Origin of the sequence: Phytohabitans sp. LJ34 (assembly GCF_052068095.1) — a bacterium.
Taxonomy (GTDB): Bacteria; Actinomycetota; Actinomycetes; order Mycobacteriales; family Micromonosporaceae; genus Phytohabitans.
Genome location: NZ_JBQHDG010000007.1, coordinates 239,931 through 260,040, shown reverse-complemented (window position 1 = coordinate 260,040; position 20,110 = coordinate 239,931). Strand labels below are relative to the sequence as shown.

The window sequence follows — 20,110 nt, the reverse complement described above, 5'->3', positions numbered from 1 at the left end:
AACCTACGAGCGGCGTGGCGGCCCGTCTTGAACGAATCGAGCATGCCGGCCGCGGGCGGCGAGAAACGGCTTGTACGACGCGGAGTGGTCGTGGCCGCAGGCGCACCGCTCGAGGTCGCCGCCGAGGAGCTGGCGCGGCGTCAGGCCGGTCAGGCGCAGACACTCCCGGCTGAGGTGCGCCTGGTCGGCGTACCCCACGTCGACCGCCAGCCCGGCCACGCCGTCCGCGCCACGCCGACCGGAGGCGGCGGCGCCCGCCTGGGCCAGCGCGAGGAAGCCCTGGAACCGCAGCGTCCGCTGGAGAACCTTGGGACCCACCCCCACCGCGTGCAGGCAGCGGCGGCGCAGCTGGCTCGCGGAGAGCGCCAGGTGGGTGGCCAGGCTGTCGATGTCGACGGAGTGCCAGGGCATCAGCGCGCGCACCGCCTCGCCCACCAGCGGATCGACGGAGGCGGCACGTCGAAACTCCAGCAGGAGGTGGGTCTGCAAGGCCACGAGCGCCCGCTCGGGCGTCCCGGCCCCGGCCATCGCCTCCACGAGGCGGTCGACCGAGCCGCCCCACAGGTCCGCCAGGCCCAGGCGCTGGTCGACCAGGTCGTCGAGCACGGCCGGAAGGGGCGGCGCGGTCCCTGGCTGAAACCGCACGCCGACGATGGTGGTATGTGCCGGGATGACCTCTATCTCCGGACCGGTCAGCGGACCGACCAGCTGCGGCGGGCCGCCGATCGGAAAGTGGATCTCCACCCCGCCGGTCGGCAGGTGCCGCTGCACGTACGCCTCCGCGCCGGTGCGCTGGATCCAGACCGTCCGCACCACCCTCGCCAATCCGGGCACCGGCGGACGCTCGACGTAAGACTCCATCACCGCCATAATCGCACCACTATTACGCTGGCCGGGTGCGTGACAAGGTGACCCGGCTGTTCGTGGCGGTGGCGATCGCGGAGGCGTTCTCCTGGGCGGGCCTGCTCTGCGGGATGGTGGTCAAGTACGGCCCACCCGACAACGAGATCGGCGTGCGGGTCTTCGGGCCGATCCACGGCGCGCTGTTCCTGGCGTACTGCGTGCTGGCCCTGGCGACCGCATGGGCCCAGCGGTGGAGCCTGTGGGTCACCGCCGCGGCGCTGGCGTGCGGGATACCGCCGTTCGCCACCCTGGCGTTCAAGCGGTGGGCGGGCCGGCGCGGAAAACTCGACGTCGGCGCGCCGGCCGGCGCGCCCGCACTCCGGTCATGAGCTACCGGATGGCGAGCAGCGGATCGTCGATGACGAGGGCTTCCCGGCCGACCTGGTCGAAGAGGTGGTTGGTCGGCGCGTCGAGGATCACCGGCCGCACCCGCACCCGGTTCGCCGTGACGTCGGCCTCCGCCGTCACCCCGCCGGCCTCCAGTTCGGCCACCGTCCGATCCAGATCCGCGGCGCTGAATCGGGCACTGTAGACGCAGAGGTTGTCCTGGTAGACCGCGGAGACCGCCCGGCGTGCCCGCTCGACATCGCGGACGGTGCCGACGACCAACACCGAGGCGCCGGTCCGGCGATCGTCGGGGTATCCCATCCGGCGGCCGGCGTAGGTCTCGGGATCGGCGTCCACCACCTGCGCGAGCCGGACCCGCGCCCGATCGAGGTCGGCGCCGTCGGTGTACACCGAGGTTGTCCGCCATCCGCCCGGAGGCGCGTCACAGGGCACATCCAGGGCCGCGGGCTCCGTACCAATCGGGCCTTCACCCGGCTGGACCTTGTCGACCGACACCGTGCCGTCGCGGTACACGCCCTCCACGCGGACGGAGTCGCTGCTGGCCCGGCCGTCACCCTTGACGGTGAACGCCGAATCCGGTGCCCCGGCCACCGGGACGTCGGGTGGGTAGCAGTTGCCCACCAGGGGCGGGCCGGCCGGGGCCGGGACGACGGCGGAGGCACACAGTCGCACCGTGCCGTCCGCGTCTTTGAACAGGATGCCGACGCCCGACACCCGCTCGTCGACCTGGGTGGCGCGGGCGCCCGGCTCCTGGCACGCGGTGACTGCCAGCGCGACGATCACGAGGATGGCCGCCGGGCCGTGCTGTGTCCGTCTCACCTGGCCTCTGACGGTCGGGACGCGCCGGTGGTTCCCGGGGCACCGGCGGCGGGTGTGGGAGGCACACTACGTAGGCCCCGTTCGAACATGTGAGGAGCCGGGATGCCGCTGCCGCGTGTGGACCTTCGGCAAGAAACGCAGCGATGATCATCACGCTGGTCACCGACACGTTCAACGTGAACAACAACGGCACGACAATGTCGGCGATGCGCTTCGCCACGGCCCTCATCTCGCGGGGGCATACGGTCCGCGTGGTCGCCTGCGGGGAGCCGGGTGCCGAGGCGCCCGGCGGGCCCGAGATGTTCTACGTGCCGGAGCTCGTGGTGCCGATCGCGAGCCGCTTCGCCCATCGCCAGCACACCCTCTTCGCCAAGCCCGTGCACGAGGTGCTGGTCGCCGCGATCGAGGGTGCCGACGTGGTCCACATCTACCAACCCTGGCCGCTGGGCCGGGCCGCGGAGCGGATCGCGCGCCGGCTCGGCGTGCCGGCCATCGCCGCGTTTCACGTCCAGCCGGAAAACATCACCTACAACATCGGCCTGGGCTGGTTTCCACCTGCCGCGCACCTGGTGTACCTCCTGCTGCGCCTCGCCTTTTACGGCCGCTTCGCGGACATCCACTGTCCATCCACCTTCATCGCCGCGCAGTTGCGCCGCCACGGCTACCGGGCCCGCCTGCACGTGATCTCCAACGGCGTGGACGGCAGCTTCCGGCCGGGCCCCGCCCGCGCGCGGAAAGCCGACGAACCGTTCCGGATACTCATGGTCGGCCGTTTCTCCCCGGAGAAGCGGCAGGACGTCCTGATCCGGGCGATGCGACGGTCGCGCCACGCCGCACGCATCGAGCTGCACTTCGCCGGGCGCGGCCCGCAGGAGAAGCGCCTGCGCCGGATGGCCGCGAAGCTGCCCAACCCGGCGCGGTTCGGCTACTACTCGCAGGAAGAGCTCGTCGCCCTCATCCGCGACTGCGACCTGTACGTGCACGCCTCCGACGTCGAGATCGAGGGACTGTCCTGTATGGAGGCGTTCTCCTGCGGGCTGGTGCCGGTCATCTCCGACAGCCGGCGCAGCGCGACCGGCCAGTTCGCCCTCGAACCGCGCAACCTGTTTCGCGCCGGCGACCCGGCGTCCCTCGCCGAACGCATCGACGACTGGATCGACCATCCGGCTGAGCTCGACGCCCTGTCGGAAACCTATGCCCGCTACGGCACGCTCTACGCGGTCGACCGCAGCGTCAAGGGGATCGAGCGGGTCTACGCCAGGGCGGGCCGCGCGCCGGACAGGCCGGCCGGATACGCCGGCTGGCTCTACCGGCTGCTGTCGACCGCCTTCTACTACGCGGTGGCGATCCCGCTTCTATTCGTCTGGACGCGGGCGGTCCTCGGCGTCCGCACCGAAGGCCGCGACCGGCTCCCGCGTACCGGCGGCGCGCTCACCGTCTGCAACCACGTGCATATGCTCGACAGCGCGCTCGTCGGGCTCGCCGTGTTTCCGCGCAGGGTCGTCTTCACCTCGGCGCCGATCAACCTCCAGAACCGCTGGTACGGCGGCCTGGTGCGGCTGCTGGGCGGCGTCGCGGTGCCGCTCACGCCGGCCGGGCTGCCGCTCTTCTTCTCCGAGATGGAGCTCTTCCTGGCCAAGGGCAGGATCGTGCACTTCTTCCCCGAGGGCGACCTGAAGCCCTACGACACGAGCCTGCGCGACTTCAAGCGCGGCGCCTTCCACCTCGCCGCCCAGGCCCGGGTGCCCGTCGTGCCGCTGTCCATCCGCTTCACCCCGCCGACCGGCGTGGGCCGGCTGCTGCGCCGCAAACCCACGATGGTCATCGTCGTCGGCGAGCCCATCGCGCCGGTGACCACCGACCCCCGCAGCGACCAACGCATCCGCATGGAGCTCGCCCGCCGCCGCATGCACGACCAGATCACCCGCGCCGCCTCCTGAGCGCCTCTCTACTGGCGGCGGCCCGCGAGCGCTTCGGCGAGTGCCCGATGGGTGGCGTCGCGGAGGTCCTCGGCGGTGGGGTGGTCGGCCGGGAGCAGCGGTGGCAGGACCTGGACCCGGATGTCCGCGCGCTGCCGAAACGTCAGGCCGTGCTTGGGCAGGGCGTCCCGGGTGCCCCACACCGCGACCGGATAGACCGGCACCCGGTGGTCGACCGCCAGCGTGAAGGCGCCCATCTTGAACTCGCCGAGCCGGCCGTCGGCCGAGCGGCTGCCTTCCGGGAAGAAGAACACCGGTGCGCCGATCCGCAGCAGGCGGCCGCAGCGATCCATCATCGCGCGGACCGAGCTGCCGCTGCCGCGAACCAGTGGTACGTATCCGTTGAGCCGCATGTTCCAGCCCATCAGCGGCACCCGGAACAGGCTCGCCTTGGCGACCCACTTGTAGGGGCGGAAGAGGGAGAACAGGGCCAGGACGTCGACGAGCGAGGTGTGGTTGGCGACCAGGACGGCTCCGCCGTGCCAGGGCAACAGCTCGCGCCCCGACGTGCGCAGCCTCCATAGTGGATTGACGTGCACGTAGAACACCGCCCACGCGGACGAGTACAGGTGCAGCAGGACGCGGCGCCGGTCGAACGGCAGCGTCAACGCCCAGACCACCACCGCGCCGAGGAAGAACAGCGGGCAGGTCAGCACCACGATCGCCCAGAAGAGCGCGGAGACGGCGACGATCATCGTGCCTGCTCCGCGTACTCGCGGCGGCCCGGGCTCGGTGCGGCCGCCGCGCGGGGGCGATCGCGGGACGCGAAGGCGACGACGGATGGCCAGGTCACCTGGATGACGGCGAGGATGTGCTCGGGCAGCCCCATCCCCGCCTCGCGCGTCACGGTGACGGTGAACCAGGCGGACAGTACACACAGGACAGCGCTGACCGTGATCGCGGCCGCGGGCCGCACCGGCCACGGCGCGTCCACGGACCGTCGCATCCCCGCCACCGGCCAGAGCGACAGCGCCGAGAACGCCAGCGTGGCGAAGACGAAATGCTGGAGCGGGACGGCGTCTTCGGACACCGGATACGCGATGATGCCGAGGCACGCGGCCCCGCCGGCACCGAGCATGATCCGCCCAGCCTTTCCGACTACGGCCAGCCACCATCCCGTCACGGCGAACCACGCGCCCATGCCGATGATCACGCCGGTCATCACCTCGCGGTGGGCGGCGTCGAGGCTGGCCATGTCGCTCAGCGTGGCATCGAGAGGGTCGAAGCCAGGAGGCTGGAGCGCCTCGGCCAGGAGCGTGCCCGCCATCAGCAGCAACGGTGCGGCGACGGCGGCCACCAGGCGCCCCTGCCGGGCACCGCGACCGCGAACATCCATTTCGGTCCCCCGTTTCTAGAGCGATTATGCCGCTGGCGCGGGGATGCACAATGGTCCCTTGTCGGGGGAAGGGCATCGAGTGCCATGAGGATCGCGCACTTCTGTGACAGCCACCGCGGCCGCACCGACGGCGTGGCCACAGCCGTCGCGGCCACCGTCTCGCTGCTGCGCGCCGCCGGCCACGAGGTGCGGCTCTACCAGGCGGTGCCGTTGCTGGGCGGCCGCGACGAGCCGTACGGAGTGCGTTCGGTGCCGGTGCCGTTCCGCGAGATCCGCGTCGGTGTGCCGCGCTTCGCCACGCCACGGCCGGTCCCGGACGTCGTCCACGTCCACACGACCGGGCCGATCGGCATCGGGGGCATGAGGTACGCCCGCGCGCACGCGATCCCGGTGGTCATGACCTGGCACACCGACCTGCTCGCGTACTCCGCCTTCTTCCCCGAGATACAGGTCGGTGCCGCGGTCGCCGCACTGCAACTTCGGCTCGGCTGGTCGGTCCGCGACTACCTGCGCCTGGTGCGGCCCGGCGCCGGGCGCCGAGGCCAGCTGCTCCGGCTGGGTGACGCGTTCATGGACCACGTCGCGCTCATCCTCGCGCCGTCCGACAAGACCGCGGCGGGCTTCGCCGAGTTCGCCCGCGTCCCGCCTGTTTGGACGGTGCCGACCTCACTGGCACTCGCGGACGATCCGCGGAGCCGGGAGGAGACGCGCCGCGCGCTGGACATCCCGCCGGCCGCGCCGGTCGTACTCGCCGTCGGGCGGGCCACGCCGGAGAAGAACCCGTCGCTCCTGCTGGCCTCGTTCGCCGAGCTGGTGCGACGGATCCCCGACGCCCACCTGGTGATGCTCGGCGTCCGGCAGCGGCGCCGCGCGCTGCTGCGCCTGGCCCGCCGGGCCGGGGTCGCCCGCGCGCTGCGGATCGTGCCTCCGGTCCCGCACGCGCGGATGGCCGGGTACTACCGGACGGCCGACGTGCTCGCGTTTCCGTCCACTACGGACACCCAAGGCCTGGTGCTGCTGGAGGCGGAACAGGTTGGGCTCCCGGTCGTCATCGCGGACCCGGCGCTGGCCACCCGCCCGGGCTCCGGCACGAGCGGCGGCGCGGCCGGCCGGCTGAGCACACCGGCGCGGGCGGCTCCGTTCGCCGCCGCACTTGGCCGGGTGCTGGCCGAGCCGGAGCTGCGCGAGCGGCTGGCCGAGGCGGGCCGGGACGCCGCCGCGGCGTATCCGGCGGGGCGTTACCTCGACCGTCTGTTGGCCGCCTACTCCTTCGCCGCCGGCTCCGCGCGAGACCCCGGTGAGGGCGGTCCGCGCCGCCGGTAGTTCCCGGGAACCAGACGGCGACTACCTCCCCGACCTGGCCGCGAAGGCCGGGGTGCGCCGCACCCGCGGCTGGCACGCCGCCGGCCGCCCTGCCCGGTGGGAGCCGGGCGGGCGATCCCACCACACCCGCGCCGGCACAAAGCCCAGTCGCGCGTTCGCGTCGGTGATCTGGCTCACCCAGCTGTTGTCCACCGTGATCGACAAAAGCTAACCTGCCGTCTAGTTGCAAATCTTTGGCAACTGCTATATATCTGCAACTAGCTGCTCTTGCTCTCTTCATGATCGACCGCTAGCCTGCCGCTAGCAGCAGACGATTTTCATTTTCAACAAGATGTGAGGAGGGCGGGCATGAGGGGGCGACGGCGCTGGCGAGCGGCGGTGGCCTGTGCCGCGCTGGTCGTGGGGCTCGCGGCGTGCGGAAGCGGCGGCACCGGCACCGGCGATACCGGGGGCGGCGACACGGCCGTGCCGGCCGGCGGCACCCTCCGGGTGGCGTTGGGACAGCCGGAGGCGGACCTGAACGGTCTCCAGTACAAGACGCACTCGTTCAACGTGCTCGACCAGATCTACGAGCCGCTCGTGCGGTACGGCCCCAAAGGCGAGATCCAGCCCGCGCTTGCCGAGCGCTGGGAGGTCAGCCCCGACGGGCGCACGCTGACGTTCCACCTGCGCGCCGGCGTGACGTTCTCCGACGGGACGGCGTTCACCGCGCCGGTGGCCAAGACCGACATGGAACGGTGGATCGGCGACACCCCGTTCCTCGGCGTCTCCCGGCAGACGAAGGTGATCGAGGCGCCGGACGAGCGGACGCTGGTGCTCCGCCTGACCGACCCGTACTACCCGGCGCTCCAGGAGCTGACGCTGATGCGGCCGGTGCGGTTTCGCAGCCCGGCGTCGTTCGACGCCGCCGGCAACTTCGTGAAGCCGATCGGCACCGGACCGTACAAGCTGGAGTCGTCCTCGCAGACCGAGATTGTGCTGGTCCGTAACGACACGTACTGGGGCGGCCGACCCAACCTCGACCGGGTCGTCTTCGCGGTGATGCCGAACTCGCAGGCCCGGCTCGCGGCGTTGAAGGCGGGCGAGGTGGACGTGATCGGCGGCGACTACCTGGCGCCGCTCGCCCCCGAGGAGAGCCTCGACCTGCGCCGCCAGTCAGGGATCTCGCTGCTGACCGAGCCGTCCTCGACGAACCTGTTGCTGGCGTTCAACACCACGACCGGCAACCGCGCCCTCGCCGATCCGCGCGTGCGCGAGGCGGTCAACCGGGCCCTGGACCGGGACGCGTACGCGAAGGTGCTCTTCCACGACCTGGCCAAGCCGGCCACCCAGGTGTTTCCGCCCTCGATCCCGTACGCGCCGCAACAGCCCCGCGAGGTGTCCCTCGACCAGCAGAAGGCCAGAGACCTGCTGGCCCAGGCCGGACAGTCCACATTGTCCCTGCGACTGATCCTGGACCCGGGGATGCTGCCGCAGGCGCGCACGCTCAGCGAAGCCGTGCAGGCCGACCTGGCCAAGGTCGGCATCCAGGTGAAGATCGACCAGCTCGACGCGGCCGGATACTCCGACACCGCCGCCAAGCGCGACTACGACCTGCGCTTCTACCTCACGTACGGCCCGCCGTACGACCCGTTCGCGATGCTCAACGCCAACTTCCGCAGCACCGAGCCGACGTTCCTGTACACCGCGCCGGGGCTCGACGGGCTCATCGACACCGCCCTCGCCGGCACGACCGACGCGGTGCGGGCGGCGGCGTACGACAAGGTGTGGCGCCGGCTCGACGACGACTGGGCCGTCGCGCCGGTGGTCGAGCTGCCCCGGGTCTGGGCGGTCGGCCCGGCGGTCAAGGGATTCACGCTCGGCGTCACCGAGTACGACCTGCCGCTGACCAAAGTCGGCGTGGCCCGGTAGCCGATGCGGTCGCGGTGGGGCGGGCCGGTCGCGATGGTGGCCGGCCGGGTGGCCGAGATGGCCGCGCTGGTGCTGGTGATCTCGCTGGTCAGCTTCGGCCTACTCTGCCTGACCCGTGGCGACGCGGCCACCTCGGTGGTCCGCGAGCAGGGCGGCCCGGTCACCCAGGAGCGGATCGCCACGGAGCGGCAACGCCTCGGCCTGGACCTGCCGCCACACGAGCGGTACGTGGACATGCTCGGCCGCGCGGTCACCGGCGACCTCGGCGTGTCGATCCGGACCGGCCACCCGGTGGCCGGCGAGGTCGCCGAGCGGCTCGCGCCGACGCTCACGCTCGCCGCCTCCGGGAGCCTCGTCGCGCTGCTCGTCGGCCTCGCGATCGGCCTGGTCGAGAACGCCGCCACCGGACGCGTCCTGCCCGCAGCCTCCCGCGGCCTGTCGCTGCTGCTGGTGTCGGTGCCCGCGTTCGCGTTGGCGTTCGCGCTGGTCGAGCAGTTCTCGGTACGGCTGGGCTGGTTTCCCACCCAGGGCATGGCCGGCGGACCGCGGGCACTCGTGCTGCCGGCGCTGGTGCTGGGGCTGCCGGGCGGCGCCGCGCTGGGACGGGTGCTGTCGACCCGGCTGCGGGAGGTGATGGCCGAGCCGTACGTCGTCATGGCCCGCGCCCAGGGCTTATCCCGCACCGCCTGCCTGCTGCGCACGGCGCTGCCGAACGCGGCGGTCACCAGTCTTGTCGTGGCGGGCAACATCCTGGCCGCGCTGGCCACGAGCACGCTGATCGTGGAAGAGGTGTTCGGCTGGCCCGGCCTCGGCTCGTATCTTGTCTCGGCGCTGCGGTACCGGGACTGGCAGCCGCTCCAGGCCAGCGTCCTGCTGATGTGCGTGGTGGTGATCGTGGCCCGCGGCGCGAGCCTCGCCCTGGCCGCGCTGGTCGACCCCCGCGCGCGGAGCACGCCGTGAGGCGCCGCCTCGTGCTGCCCGCCGCCGTGGTGGGCGCGTTCGCGCTGGCCGGCGTCGCAGGTCCGGTGCTGACCGGTGGCCGGGAACGGCAGACCGACCTGGGGCGGGCCCTGCTCGGCCCCGGCCCGGCCGCCTGGCTCGGCACCGACCACCTCGGCCGGGACGAGCTCGCCCGGGTCGTCGCCGGCGCCCGCGGTCCGGTGATCGCGGTGGGTGTCGTCCTGCTGCTGTGCCTGCTCCTCGGCGGCGGCGTCGGCGTCGTCGCGGGCTGGCGGGGCGGCCCGCTCGACCGGCTCCTGCTCCGGCTGGTCGACGTCGTGACGAGCGTGCCGACGCTGCTGCTCGGGCTGGTGCTGGCCGGCCTGCTCGGCGGCGGCCCGTGGCACGTCGCGCTCGCCCTCGGGCTGACGCTGTGGCCCCCGTACGCCCGTGTGGTCCGCACCGAGACCCGGCTGCGCCGGGACGAGCCGAGCAACCAGGCGCTGCGGCTGCTCGGTGCCGGGCCGGCCCGCATCCTGCTGCGCCACATCCTGCCGTCGCTGGGCGGCCCGGTCCTCGTGCTGCTCGGCATCACGGCGGCCGAGGTGATCGTCGCCGTGGCGACGCTCAGCTTCCTCGGCCTCGGCGCCCCGCCGCCCACCCCGGAGTGGGGCACGATGCTTGTCGAGTCGCGCCCGTACCTGTCCACGGCGCCCTGGCTGTTTCTCGCCCCGGCCGCCGCCGTCGCCGCCGTCGCGGTCGCCGGCAACCTGCTCGCCGACCGGCTCGGCGGATGGTTCACGCACGGCACCGCCCGTACCACGGCGGGAAGCCGGACCACCGGCGAGCCGCCACCGGCCGCGGCGCCCGACACCGGCGGCGGCCTGCGGATCACCGGCCTGACCGTCGACGTGAACGGCGCCCGCGTCGTCGACGGCGCCACCCTGTCCGCACCGGCCGGTGGAACCCTTGCGGTCGTCGGCCCGAGCGGCAGCGGCAAGACGATGACCGTGCTCGGCGCGCTCGGCCTCTTCCCGCCACACATGACCGCCCGCGTCGGCGGCTCCGCCCGGATCGCCGGACGCGAGCTCGTCGGGCTCGACGAGGCCGGCCTGCGGACGGTCCGCGGCCGCACCGTCGCGTACGTGCCACAGGATCTCGGCGGCGCGCTCAACCCACTGCGCCGCGTCGGCGCCCAGCTCGCGTCCGCGGTGACCCTCCACAGTGGTGACCGGAGCCCACGCGAGCTGCTCGCACTGGTCGGGATCGAGGAACCGGACCGGGTCGCGCGGCAGCGGCCGGGCGAGCTGTCCGGCGGGATGCGGCAGCGAGTGCTGCTCGCGCTCGCGCTGGCCGGCAATCCCCAGGTGCTGATCGCCGACGAGCCGACCAGCGCGCTGGACGCCACCGCCGCGGTCGGCGTGGTCGAGCTCCTGGGCCGGATCCAGCGGCGGCTCGGCACCACGCTCGTGGTCATCACCCACGACCTGGGGATGGCCGCGCGGCTGGCCGACACGATCGCCGTCTTCGACGCCGGCCGCGTCGTCGAGTCGGGACCGGTGGCCACCGTGCTCAGCCGGCCCGCCCACCCGGTCACCCGGAGCCTCGTCGCCGCCGCCGACCTGCCTGAGCCGGTCGTCGCGCCGCCGCCGGCCGGACCGGTGCTGCTGACCGCCCGCGACCTGCGCGTCACCTACCCCGGCGGCGGCCGCCGCCCACCGGTCACCGCGGTCGCCGGCGTCGACCTGACGCTGCGCCGCGGTGAGGTCGTCGCGCTCGTCGGCAACTCCGGCTGCGGCAAGTCCACATTGGCCCGCGCGCTGGCCGGCCTGGAAAACCGCCTGTCCGGGACGGTCACTGTGGACGGTCAGCGCGTGCACCTCGTCTTCCAGGACCCGACCGCGGCGCTCGACCGCCGCCAGCGGATCGCCGACGCGCTCGACGAGGCACTCCACCTCCATCGGGTACCGGCGGACACCGTGCCCGCCCGCCGCGCGGCGCTGCTGGCCCGGGTCGGACTGACCGGCGCGCACGGCGCGCGGCGGCCGTGGCAGCTGTCCGGTGGCGAGCGGCAGCGTGCCGTGCTCGCCCGCGCGCTGGCCGGCGAACCCGACCTGCTCATCCTCGACGAGCCGGTCAGCGCGCTCGACTCGATCCACCGCGCCGGCTTCGTCGACCTGCTCCGCGACCTGCGCGGCGACCGGCTCAGCATGCTGCTCATCTCGCACGACCTGGGAGTGGTCGAGCAGGTCGCCGACCGGATGCTCGTCATGCACGCCGGCCGGTTCGTCGACGAGCTGCCGGCCGGCACCGGCCGCCATCCGGTGACCCGCGACCTGCTCGCCGCCCGTGACTTCTTCCGCCATCTGCCAACGATCGAAGGGGTTTCGCCATGACCACTGTGGACACCACACCGAGCTGGACCGACCTGCTGTCCACCTGGGACGCCCAGCAGGCCGGGTACCTTCCCCGGCGGGAGGAGCGCTTCGCGGCGATGGTCCGCGCGCTCGGCGCCGCCGTCGGCGACCGGTTCACCGTCCTCGACCTCGGGTGCGGGCCGGGCTCGCTGTCCCAGCGCGTCCTCGACGCGTACCCCGAGGCGACCGCCGTCGCGGTGGACGCCGACCCGCTGCTGCTGCGGCTCGGCCGCAACGCCCTGACCGGGTACGACGACCGGCTCCGCTGGGTGGACGCGGACCTGCGCGATCCGTCGTGGACCTCCCTCGTGGGCGTGGGGCGAGTGGACGCCGTCGTCTCCACCACCGCCTTGCACTGGCTCGAACCGGGCGCGCTGTTCGCGCTGTACCAGCGGGTCGGTCAGCTGCTGCGCCCCGGCGGCGTGCTGCTCAACGGCGACAACATGCCGTACGACCCCGGCCAGGCGCTCCATCAGCGGCTGGCCGACGAGGCCACCAAGCGGGCCACGCACGAGGCGTTCACGGTGGCCGGCGTGCCGGACTGGGAACGCTGGTGGTCCCTCGCCGGTGACGCGCTCGCCGGCGAGGCTCGGGAGCGGCAGCGGCGGCGGGAGCGGGCCGACGAGCGCTACGGGCCGCGCGACGGCGACCGGCTCACCTCGCTCGGCACCCACGTGACCGCGCTCACCGAGGCCGGCTTCCGGGAGATCGGCACGATCTGGCAGGACCTGGACGACCGGGTCCTGCTCGCCGTCCGATGAGCGCCAACGCGCGCCTGCTGCGCTGGTCCCTGCGGGCGCGGTGGCGGATGGCCGAGCTGGTCGCCCTCTCCGTCGCCGTCACCGCCACCTACGCGGCGCAGGGGCTGCTGCTCGCGGTGGTGGTCGACGACGTCGTCGAGGGTGCCGGCCTCGGCGGCTCGGTGCCCGCCCTGACCGGTCTTGTGGCGGTGCAGGCGGTCCGCGCCGCCGCGCAGTGGCGGCGCGAGGTGGCCGCCGCGGGCGCCGCCGCCGCGGTCAAGGAGGCGGTCCGCGCCGACCTGTACGCCCAGCTGCTGCGGCTCGGCCCGGCCGACGTGCGCCGCCGCCGCACCGGCGCGGTGCAGTCCACATTGGTCGACGGGGTCGAGGCGCTCGACGCGTACGTCGGCCGCTTCCTGCCGCAGGCGGTCGCCGCCCTCGTCGGCGCCGCGGCGATCGCCGGCTTTCTGCTCGCGCTGGACCCGGTCGTCGGCGCGGTCGTGCCCGCCTGCGCGCTCGCCGTCCCGCTCGTGCCGCAGCTGTCGCAGCGGATACTGGCCCGCCGGACGGACCCGTGGATGGCCGCCTACCACGCCCTCTACGCGGAAAACCTCGACGCGATCCAGGGCATGGCCACGCTCAAGGTCTTCGGCGCCGCGCGCCGCCGCGGCTGGGAGCTGACCGAGAAGGCCAAGGACTTCTGCCGCGTCTCCATCCGCCTGTGCGCGATCACCGTCCTCTACGTCGGCGTGGTCGGCCTGGCGGTCGGCTTCGGCACCGCGTTCGCCGCCGGCCTCGGCGCGGTCCGGCACGCCGAGGGCGCCATACCGGCCCTGTCACTGCTGATGATCCTGCTGCTGACCCGGGAGTGCTTCCGCCCGCTCCGCGACCTCCAGAACGCCTTCCACGCCGGGTACCCGGCCCTGTCCGCGGCCACCGGCATCTTCGAGATCCTCGACGCCGACCCGCCGGTCACGTCGCCGGCCCGGCCGTGGGTGCCGGCGACGCGGTCGCTGGCGCTGGACTTCGAGGCGGTCACCTTCACCTACCCGGGCCGGGCCGGACCCGCCGTCCGCGACCTCACCCTGCGCGTCGGCGCCGGCGAACACGTCGCCGTCGTCGGCCGATCCGGCGCCGGCAAGACCACCCTGATCGGGCTCCTGCTGCGCTGGTTCGACCCGCAGCACGGCACGGTCCTGCTCGGCGGGACACCGGTCGCCGACTGGGACCTGGAGGAGCTGCGCCGCCAGGTCGCCGTCGTCTCACAGGACACCTACCTGTTCCACCGCTCGGTCCGCGACAACCTCACGATCGCCCGACCGCACGCCACCGCCGCGCAGCTGCGGGACGCGCTCGCGGCGGCCAACGCCGCGGGCTTCGTCGACGCGCTGCCCGACGGGCTGGACACCGTCGTCGGCGAACGCGGCATGAAGCTCTCCGGCGGCGAACGCCAGCGGCTCTCCATCGCCCGCGCCCTGCTCGCCGACGCGCCGGTACTCGTCCTGGACGAGGCGACCTCCAGTGTGGACAGTGCGAACGAGCGCGCCATCGCCGAAGCGCTGCGCCGCGCCGCCACCGGACGCACGACGCTCACCATCGCGCACCGGCTCTCCACCGTCCGGGCCGCCGACCGCATCGTGGTGCTCGACCGGGGCGCGATCACCGAGAGCGGCCGCCACGACGAGCTGCTCGCCCGGCCCGGCGCCTTCGCCCGTCTCGTGGCGGCGGGCACGACACCGGAGGAGACCCCGTCATGACCCGCCTGTTCCCGCTGCTGCGCCTGCTGCGCGGCCACCGGCGCATCATCGCGGTCGCGATCCTGTCCGGCGTCGCCAACCACGTCTTCACGATCGCCAGCGCGGTGCTCGGCGCGCTCCTTGTCGGCCGGGCGCTGACCGGCACCGCCCCCGGCGACCTGCGCGGCGGCTTCCTGCTGCTGCTCGCCCTCGTCGTCCCGCTCGTCGTGGCACCGTGGGCGGAGACCCAGCTCGCCCACGTCGTCGCATTCCGGGTACTCGTCGACGTGCGCGGTCGCGTCTACGACTCGTTCGCCCGCATGTCTCCCGGCGACCTGCTGTCCCGCCGGTCCGGCGAGCTCGGCTCGACCGCGATCAGCGACGTGGAGCTGCTCGAGACGTTCTTCGCGCACACGCTCAGCCCGCTGGTCTCCGCCGCCGTGGTACCGGCCGGCGCGCTCGTCGCACTCGCCTTTCTCGATCCGACCCTCGCCCTCGCCCTGCTGCCCGTGCTTGTCGCGCTCGCCAGCATCCCGATCTGGCTGCGCCGCCGTGCCGAAGCGGACGGCACCGCGGTACGGGCCGCCGCCGGCGCGCTCAACGCCGAGGCCGTCGACGCTCTCCAGGGCCTGCGCGAGGTGCTCACCTTCGGCGCCGGGCGGGCACAGGCGCGGCGCCTGCGGGACCGGGCCCGCGCGCTCGACGGCGCCCGTACCGCGCACGCCCGGCGGGCCGGCGTCGAGCTGGCCGCCACCGACGCGATCGTCACGCTCGGCGTCCTCGCCGCACTCGTCGCCGGCGGCTCGCTCGTCGCCGCCGGCGACCTTCCCGCCGACCTGCTGCCGGCCGCGGTGGTGCTGGCCGCGTTCTCCCTGGCCCCGGTGACCGCCGTGGTCGACGTCGCCCGCGAGGTCGGCATCGTCTCGGCCGCCGCGGTGCGGGTGCTCGACCTGCTCGCCGTCGCCCGCGCGGTGCCCGACCCGGAGCAGCCGGCCGACGTGCGCGACGTGTCGCCGCGCGTCGAGTACCGCCGGGTCACCTTCCGCTACGGCCCCGACCTGCCGCCGGCGGTGCGAGACCTCGACTTCGCCGTCGAGCCGGGGGAGACCGTCGCCCTGGTCGGCCACTCCGGCGCCGGCAAGTCCACCTCCGCGCACCTGCTGCTGCGGCTGTGGGACGTCGGCGACGGCGCCATCACCATCGGCGGCCACGACCTGCGAACCATCGCCGACACCGACCTGCGCCGCCTGGTCGCGTACGTGCCGCAGGACGTGCACCTGTTCAACATCTCCATCGCCGACAACCTGCGCCTCGGCCGGCCCGGCGCCACCCAGGCGGAGGTGGAGGCGGCCGCGCGGACGGCGCAGGCACACGACTTCGTCACCGACCTGCCCGCCGGATACGAGACCATCGCCGGCGAACTCGGCAACCTGCTCTCCGGTGGACAGCGCCAGCGCCTCGCGATCGCCCGCGCCCTGCTCGCGGACACGCCGGTGCTCGTGCTCGACGAGGCCGTGTCCAACTTGGACACCGAGAGCGAGCGGCACCTCTCGGCCGCGATCGCCGCCACCCGCGGCGGCCGCACCACGCTGGTCATCGCGCACCGCCTGACCACCATCCGCACCGCCGACCGGGTGGTCATGCTCGAACAGGGCCGGATCGTCGAGGAGGGACGGCCGGACGACCTGCTCGCCCGGGGCGGGCGCTTCGCCCGGCTGGTGCGCACTCAACTCGCCGCCGATCCCGTATAGCGCCGAGCCAGCCCTTGACACTCCCGAACGCGCGGCACATGCTGCTTGCTAAATCCATTTAGCGACCGTCGCGTACCGCGCGGCGGCGCGTGGCCGGGGAAGGAACACCTGGATGCGGATAGGCAGACGGGCCGTGGCGGTCGCCTCGACCCTGGCACTGGCGGCGTCGGGTCTCGCGTACGGCGGTCACGGCGGGGGTGGCGGCGGCGCGGACGGCGGGATCCGGAGCATCACACCGATCACGACGGTGTACACGTACGGTCAGAAGGTTTCCGCGGTCGCGGTCGAGTACGGCGACGCGGTCAACCCGAGGGAGCTGGACAACTCCACGTTCTCGGTACAGGACACGCTCTACAACTTCCGCTTCAACCCGATCGGCGACCTGCCCAAGCTGACCGACCGCAGGGTCACGCGCACCTACGTCAACAACGCGCCCGCGACCCGCGCGGACCACCGGTCGGTGCCCGGCCGGTACGTCATCGTCGAGCTCGACCCGGACCAGAACGCGGGCTGGACCGTCATCGTCTCCAAGTGCCCGACCTTCTTCTGCACGGTCAAGGTCAACCCGGACCCGCCGACCCGGGTGGTGCAGCGCAAGGCGGTCTACGGCCAGCCGCGGTTCGGCGCCGGACGGGGCCCGGTGCTGGCCAGGGCGACCCCGAACACCTCCCGCGAGATGACCGCCGAGCCGGTCGACCAGCTCGTCGACGAGTTCAGGTACGGCTCCTACCTCAGCGGCGGGATGGTCCTGCCGTACCACTACCACCTGCCCAAGCGCTACGACCCGGCCAGGAAGTACCCGCTGATGGTCGTGCTGCCCGGACACGGCATGGGCTGGGACGGCGACAACCTGCTGGTCCAGGTGGCCGCCGACATCCCCGCCACGGCCTGGCTCCAGCCGAGGTGGACCGGCGGCACCGAGGACGTCATCGTGCTCGCACCCCAGCACCAGCGGGTCGGCGGCGCCGCCGAGGCGGACCTGCTGGTCAAGATGCTGGACCAGTTCGTCAAGGACTACGCGGTCGACCAGCGGCGGATCTACGCGACCACGGTCTCGTACGGCTCACAGTTGCTCTGGAACGCGTACGCCAAGCGGCCGGACCTCTTCGCGGCCGGACTGGTGACCGGCGGCTTCGCGGTCAACGCCGACCAGGCCGCGGCGATCGCGGCGGCCGAGATCCCGCTGTGGGTCACCCACGGCGTGCACGACCACCTGCTGAACATTTCCCTGGCGCGGAACACCCGGACGCTGTTGCGGGCCGCGTACGCCGCGCGGGGCAAGACGCCCGAGCAGATCGACGCTCTGCTGCACTACACCGAGTACGAGGACGCGGCGTTCGCGCTGCCCGACTACCACGCGGCTTTCGGGCCGACCTACGAGGACGAATCGATCCCGCGGTGGCTGCTGGCCCAGCGCAAGCCGGCGACCTGACCGCTCACCGGGCCCGACCGTCGGGCGTGGACAGTGCGCCATCCGGCGTGCGGGCGACCAGGCCCGCCGCCGGGTGGTAGCGGACGGGGATCGGGTCGCACAGCTCGCCGACGAAGGCGCCGTCGACCCGGTCGAGGAAGCCGATCACCACCCAGGCGTCACCGTCCGGCACGAGACGGGGCGCGTAGAGGTGCGGGTGCGGAAACGGTCGCGCCGCGCCGAGGTCCCACGGGCCGGTGACGGAGCGGCCGGGCACCACCCAGATACGGTGGCCGCCGGCGTGGGCGTTGGTGCAGAACAGCAGCAGCGGCTGGCCGTCGACGACCGCCGCCTGGAGCACCTCGAGGTGCCCGAAGCCGGCCGGATCGGACAGTGGTGGCCGGACTGTCCAATGCAGAAGGTCGGGGGAGGTGGCGTGGCCGACGACACCGCGGCTGGCGGCCGGTCCGGTGCCGAGCCGGGCGGTGAGGAGCATGTGCCAGCCGCCGCCGTCCGGGTCGGGGAAGACCCACGGGTCGCGCCAGGCCTGCTCGTACCAGGCGGCCGGGTCGAGCAGCTCGTACCAGGTCGGGTCGGCCTCGACGACGGGGCCGGTGCCGTGCCGGTGCCAGGTGGTCAGGTCGTCGGAGATGGCCAGGCCGACGCGCTGCACCAGGCCCCGCTCGGCGCGGCTGACCCCGGTGTAGAACATGTACCACCGGCCGTCCGGGCCACGCACGGTGCTGCCGGTCCACAGTGCCAGGTCGTCCCAGGCCGGGGTGTCGGCGGCGACGAGCGCATCCGGCAGCAGGCGCCAGTCGCGCAGGTCGGTGGAGACGGCGTGGCCGATCGTGGCGCGGTGGTGCCGCCGCTCCGGGTCGAGCAGCGCCCGCGAGGCGCGCAGGAAGAAGGCATGCCAGACGCCGTCGTCGTCGCGGGCGTACCAGCTGTCCCACACCCAGTGGTCCGGCAGTCGAAGCATGCGCGAAAGGTACCAGTTAAATCGGTTTAGCGCGACGGCGTCCGTGCCCGCCCGAGAGTGCTGGCGGCGGCGTTCGCGCCAGCCCGAGAGTGCTGGCGGCGGCGTTCGCGCCAGCCCGAGAGTGCTGGCGGCGGCGTTCGCGCCAGCCCGAGAGTGCTGGCGGCGGCGTTCGCGCCAGCCCGAGAGTGCTGGCGGCGGCGTTCGCGCCAGCCCGAGAGTGCTGGCGGCGGCGTTCGCGCCAGCCCGAGAGTGCTGGCGGCGGCGTCCGCGCCCGCCCGAGAGTGCCGGCCGCGCCGGCGGCGGCGTACGTGTCCCGGTGACGGCGTCAGGCCGGCGGGGCTACGGACTTGCGTCGCCGCAGCGCCATCGGCACCAGCGTGGGCGCGGCGGCGGTCTCGCCGTCGAGGAGCAGCTCGACCGCGCGGCGGCCCATCTGGCCGTGCGGGAGCGCGACGGTGGTCAGCCCGGGGCGCAGCCACGCCGCGATCGGGTCGTCGTCGAACGAGACGACCGAGACGTCGTCGGGCACGCCGAGACCGGCCTCGGCGAGCGCCTGGTAGACGCCGAAGGCGAGCCGGTCGTTCATGCAGATGACCGCCGTGGGCCGGTCGGCCTTGCGCAGCAGGGACCGCATGGCCTTGAACCCGTGCTCGGGCAGCCAGTCGTGGCAGAACGCTTCGTGACGCACCTTGGCGCCGGCCTCCGCCAGGGCGCTCCGGATGCCGCGCAGCCGCGCCCCGGCGGCGAGGGAGACCTCCGGATCGGTCTCCTTGAGGCGGTTGCGGCCGATGACCGCGATCCGGTCGAGGTGACCCTTGTCGAGCAGTGCGGTGGTGACGGTGCGGCCGGCCCGCTCGTCGTCGGGCAGCACGCAGGGCAGGCCGTCCGGGGTGGTCGCGTTGAGCAGCACGACCGGTCCGGCGAGCAGCGCGGGCGGCACGGTGAGCCGGCGGGTGGCCATCGCGGCGTAGACGACGCCGTCGACCTGGCGGTCGAGCATGGCGTCGATGGCGTACTGCTCGAACGCGGCGTCGCCCTGCGTCTCGGCGATGAGCAGCACGTGGTCGCGCTCGCGGGCGGCGTCGAGCGCGCCCCGGATGAGGTCGCCGGCGAAGCGGGTGGTGGCCACGATGTCGGAGACGAAGGCGATGGTGGCGGTCTTGCGGGTGCGCAGGCTGCGGGCGGCGACGTTGGGCCGGTAGCCGAGCTCTTCGGCGGCGGCGAACACGCGCTGGTGTGCGTCGGCGGACAGGCGGGTGCCCTCGCGCCCGTTGAGGACCATCGACGCGGCCGTCTTGGACAGGCCGGCGCGGCGGGCCACGTCGGCCAGGGTCGCTCGATTGTGCCCCATCGGTCCTCCGTATCGGCGGTCGGCGCGAGGCCGCCTCGACCATCATCATGCGGCACGCGCGTGCCCGCCCGTGCGGCGCACCCGACCTTTGGGTCCTTGACACCGCCGACCAACGCGCGCATGCTCGTGCTAAATCAGTTTAGCAAGGCATCCGCCCCTTGTCG

17 protein-coding genes are annotated in these 20,110 nt (G+C 73.5%); 11 read left to right on the top strand and 6 right to left on the bottom strand.

All coding sequences use genetic code 11. The annotated features are described in order from the left end of the window. Positions 1 to 3: 3 nt before the first annotated feature. The gene (locus ACTMTJ_RS15315; RefSeq protein ID WP_441217060.1) at positions 4 to 861 is read right to left on the bottom strand and encodes a DUF6597 domain-containing transcriptional factor; all 858 of its coding nucleotides are present in this window, start codon (positions 859 to 861) and stop codon (positions 4 to 6) included. Between the two features lie 35 nt (positions 862 to 896). On the opposite strand from ACTMTJ_RS15315, the gene ACTMTJ_RS15310 reads away from it, so the two are divergent. Beyond that, positions 897 to 1,232: a DUF3817 domain-containing protein gene (locus tag ACTMTJ_RS15310; RefSeq protein ID WP_441217059.1), complete on the top strand. Its 336-nt coding sequence runs from the start codon at positions 897 to 899 to the stop codon at positions 1,230 to 1,232. Between the two features lies 1 nt (position 1,233). On the opposite strand, the gene ACTMTJ_RS15305 is transcribed toward ACTMTJ_RS15310, so the two are convergent. Next, entirely contained in the window at positions 1,234 to 2,070 is an 837-nt protein-coding gene (locus ACTMTJ_RS15305; protein WP_441217058.1) for a hypothetical protein, read from the bottom strand. A gap of 143 nt (positions 2,071 to 2,213) precedes the next feature. Between ACTMTJ_RS15305 and ACTMTJ_RS15300 the strand changes: the two genes are divergently transcribed. Beyond that, positions 2,214 to 4,010: a glycosyltransferase gene (locus ACTMTJ_RS15300; RefSeq protein WP_441217057.1), complete on the top strand. Its 1,797-nt coding sequence runs from the start codon at positions 2,214 to 2,216 to the stop codon at positions 4,008 to 4,010. Positions 4,011 to 4,018: 8 nt separating this feature from the next. Here ACTMTJ_RS15300 and ACTMTJ_RS15295 read toward each other — a convergent pair whose 3' ends face one another. Continuing rightward, positions 4,019 to 4,744 carry a lysophospholipid acyltransferase family protein gene (locus ACTMTJ_RS15295; RefSeq protein WP_441217056.1) on the bottom strand — a complete coding sequence of 242 codons (726 nt, stop codon included), beginning with the start codon at positions 4,742 to 4,744 and terminating at the stop codon, positions 4,019 to 4,021. Beyond that, entirely contained in the window at positions 4,741 to 5,385 is a 645-nt protein-coding gene (locus tag ACTMTJ_RS15290; RefSeq protein ID WP_441217055.1) for a DUF998 domain-containing protein, read from the bottom strand. Before ACTMTJ_RS15290 ends, ACTMTJ_RS15295 begins: the two co-directional genes overlap by 4 nt. 84 nt (positions 5,386 to 5,469) lie before the next feature. Between ACTMTJ_RS15290 and ACTMTJ_RS15285 the strand changes: the two genes are divergently transcribed. The 9 genes from ACTMTJ_RS15285 (at position 5,470) to ACTMTJ_RS15245 (ending at position 17,634) form a co-directional block, all read left to right on the top strand. After that, entirely contained in the window at positions 5,470 to 6,708 is a 1,239-nt protein-coding gene (locus tag ACTMTJ_RS15285) for a glycosyltransferase (RefSeq protein ID WP_441217054.1), read from the top strand. Further along, positions 6,683 to 6,919: a hypothetical protein gene (locus ACTMTJ_RS15280; RefSeq protein ID WP_441217053.1), complete on the top strand. Its 237-nt coding sequence runs from the start codon at positions 6,683 to 6,685 to the stop codon at positions 6,917 to 6,919. The genes ACTMTJ_RS15285 and ACTMTJ_RS15280 overlap by 26 nt, the downstream gene beginning before the upstream one ends. 137 nt (positions 6,920 to 7,056) lie before the next feature. Next, positions 7,057 to 8,619, top strand: coding sequence for an ABC transporter substrate-binding protein (locus tag ACTMTJ_RS15275; protein ID WP_441217052.1), 1,563 nt, complete (start codon positions 7,057 to 7,059; stop codon positions 8,617 to 8,619). A gap of 3 nt (positions 8,620 to 8,622) precedes the next feature. Beyond that, complete coding sequence (locus ACTMTJ_RS15270) at positions 8,623 to 9,579, top strand: ABC transporter permease (RefSeq protein ID WP_441217051.1); 957 nt, start codon at positions 8,623 to 8,625, stop codon at positions 9,577 to 9,579. Further along, positions 9,576 to 11,954, top strand: coding sequence for an ATP-binding cassette domain-containing protein (locus ACTMTJ_RS15265; protein ID WP_441217050.1), 2,379 nt, complete (start codon positions 9,576 to 9,578; stop codon positions 11,952 to 11,954). Before ACTMTJ_RS15270 ends, ACTMTJ_RS15265 begins: the two co-directional genes overlap by 4 nt. Further along, positions 11,951 to 12,736, top strand: coding sequence for a class I SAM-dependent methyltransferase (locus tag ACTMTJ_RS15260; RefSeq protein ID WP_441217049.1), 786 nt, complete (start codon positions 11,951 to 11,953; stop codon positions 12,734 to 12,736). Before ACTMTJ_RS15265 ends, ACTMTJ_RS15260 begins: the two co-directional genes overlap by 4 nt. After that, complete coding sequence (locus ACTMTJ_RS15255; protein ID WP_441217048.1) at positions 12,733 to 14,472, top strand: ABC transporter ATP-binding protein; 1,740 nt, start codon at positions 12,733 to 12,735, stop codon at positions 14,470 to 14,472. The genes ACTMTJ_RS15260 and ACTMTJ_RS15255 overlap by 4 nt, the downstream gene beginning before the upstream one ends. Next, complete coding sequence (locus ACTMTJ_RS15250) at positions 14,469 to 16,202, top strand: ABC transporter ATP-binding protein (protein WP_441217047.1); 1,734 nt, start codon at positions 14,469 to 14,471, stop codon at positions 16,200 to 16,202. Before ACTMTJ_RS15255 ends, ACTMTJ_RS15250 begins: the two co-directional genes overlap by 4 nt. A 112-nt stretch (positions 16,203 to 16,314) precedes the next feature. After that, the gene (locus tag ACTMTJ_RS15245) at positions 16,315 to 17,634 is read left to right on the top strand and encodes a hypothetical protein (protein ID WP_441217046.1); all 1,320 of its coding nucleotides are present in this window, start codon (positions 16,315 to 16,317) and stop codon (positions 17,632 to 17,634) included. A gap of 4 nt (positions 17,635 to 17,638) precedes the next feature. Here ACTMTJ_RS15245 and ACTMTJ_RS15240 read toward each other — a convergent pair whose 3' ends face one another. After that, on the bottom strand, positions 17,639 to 18,595 hold the full coding sequence (locus ACTMTJ_RS15240) for a glycosyl hydrolase family 32 (protein WP_441217045.1): 957 nt from the start codon (positions 18,593 to 18,595) through the stop codon (positions 17,639 to 17,641). A 325-nt stretch (positions 18,596 to 18,920) separates the two neighbouring features. Next, positions 18,921 to 19,946: a LacI family DNA-binding transcriptional regulator gene (locus ACTMTJ_RS15235; protein WP_441217044.1), complete on the bottom strand. Its 1,026-nt coding sequence runs from the start codon at positions 19,944 to 19,946 to the stop codon at positions 18,921 to 18,923. Between the last annotated feature and the right edge of the window lie 164 nt (positions 19,947 to 20,110).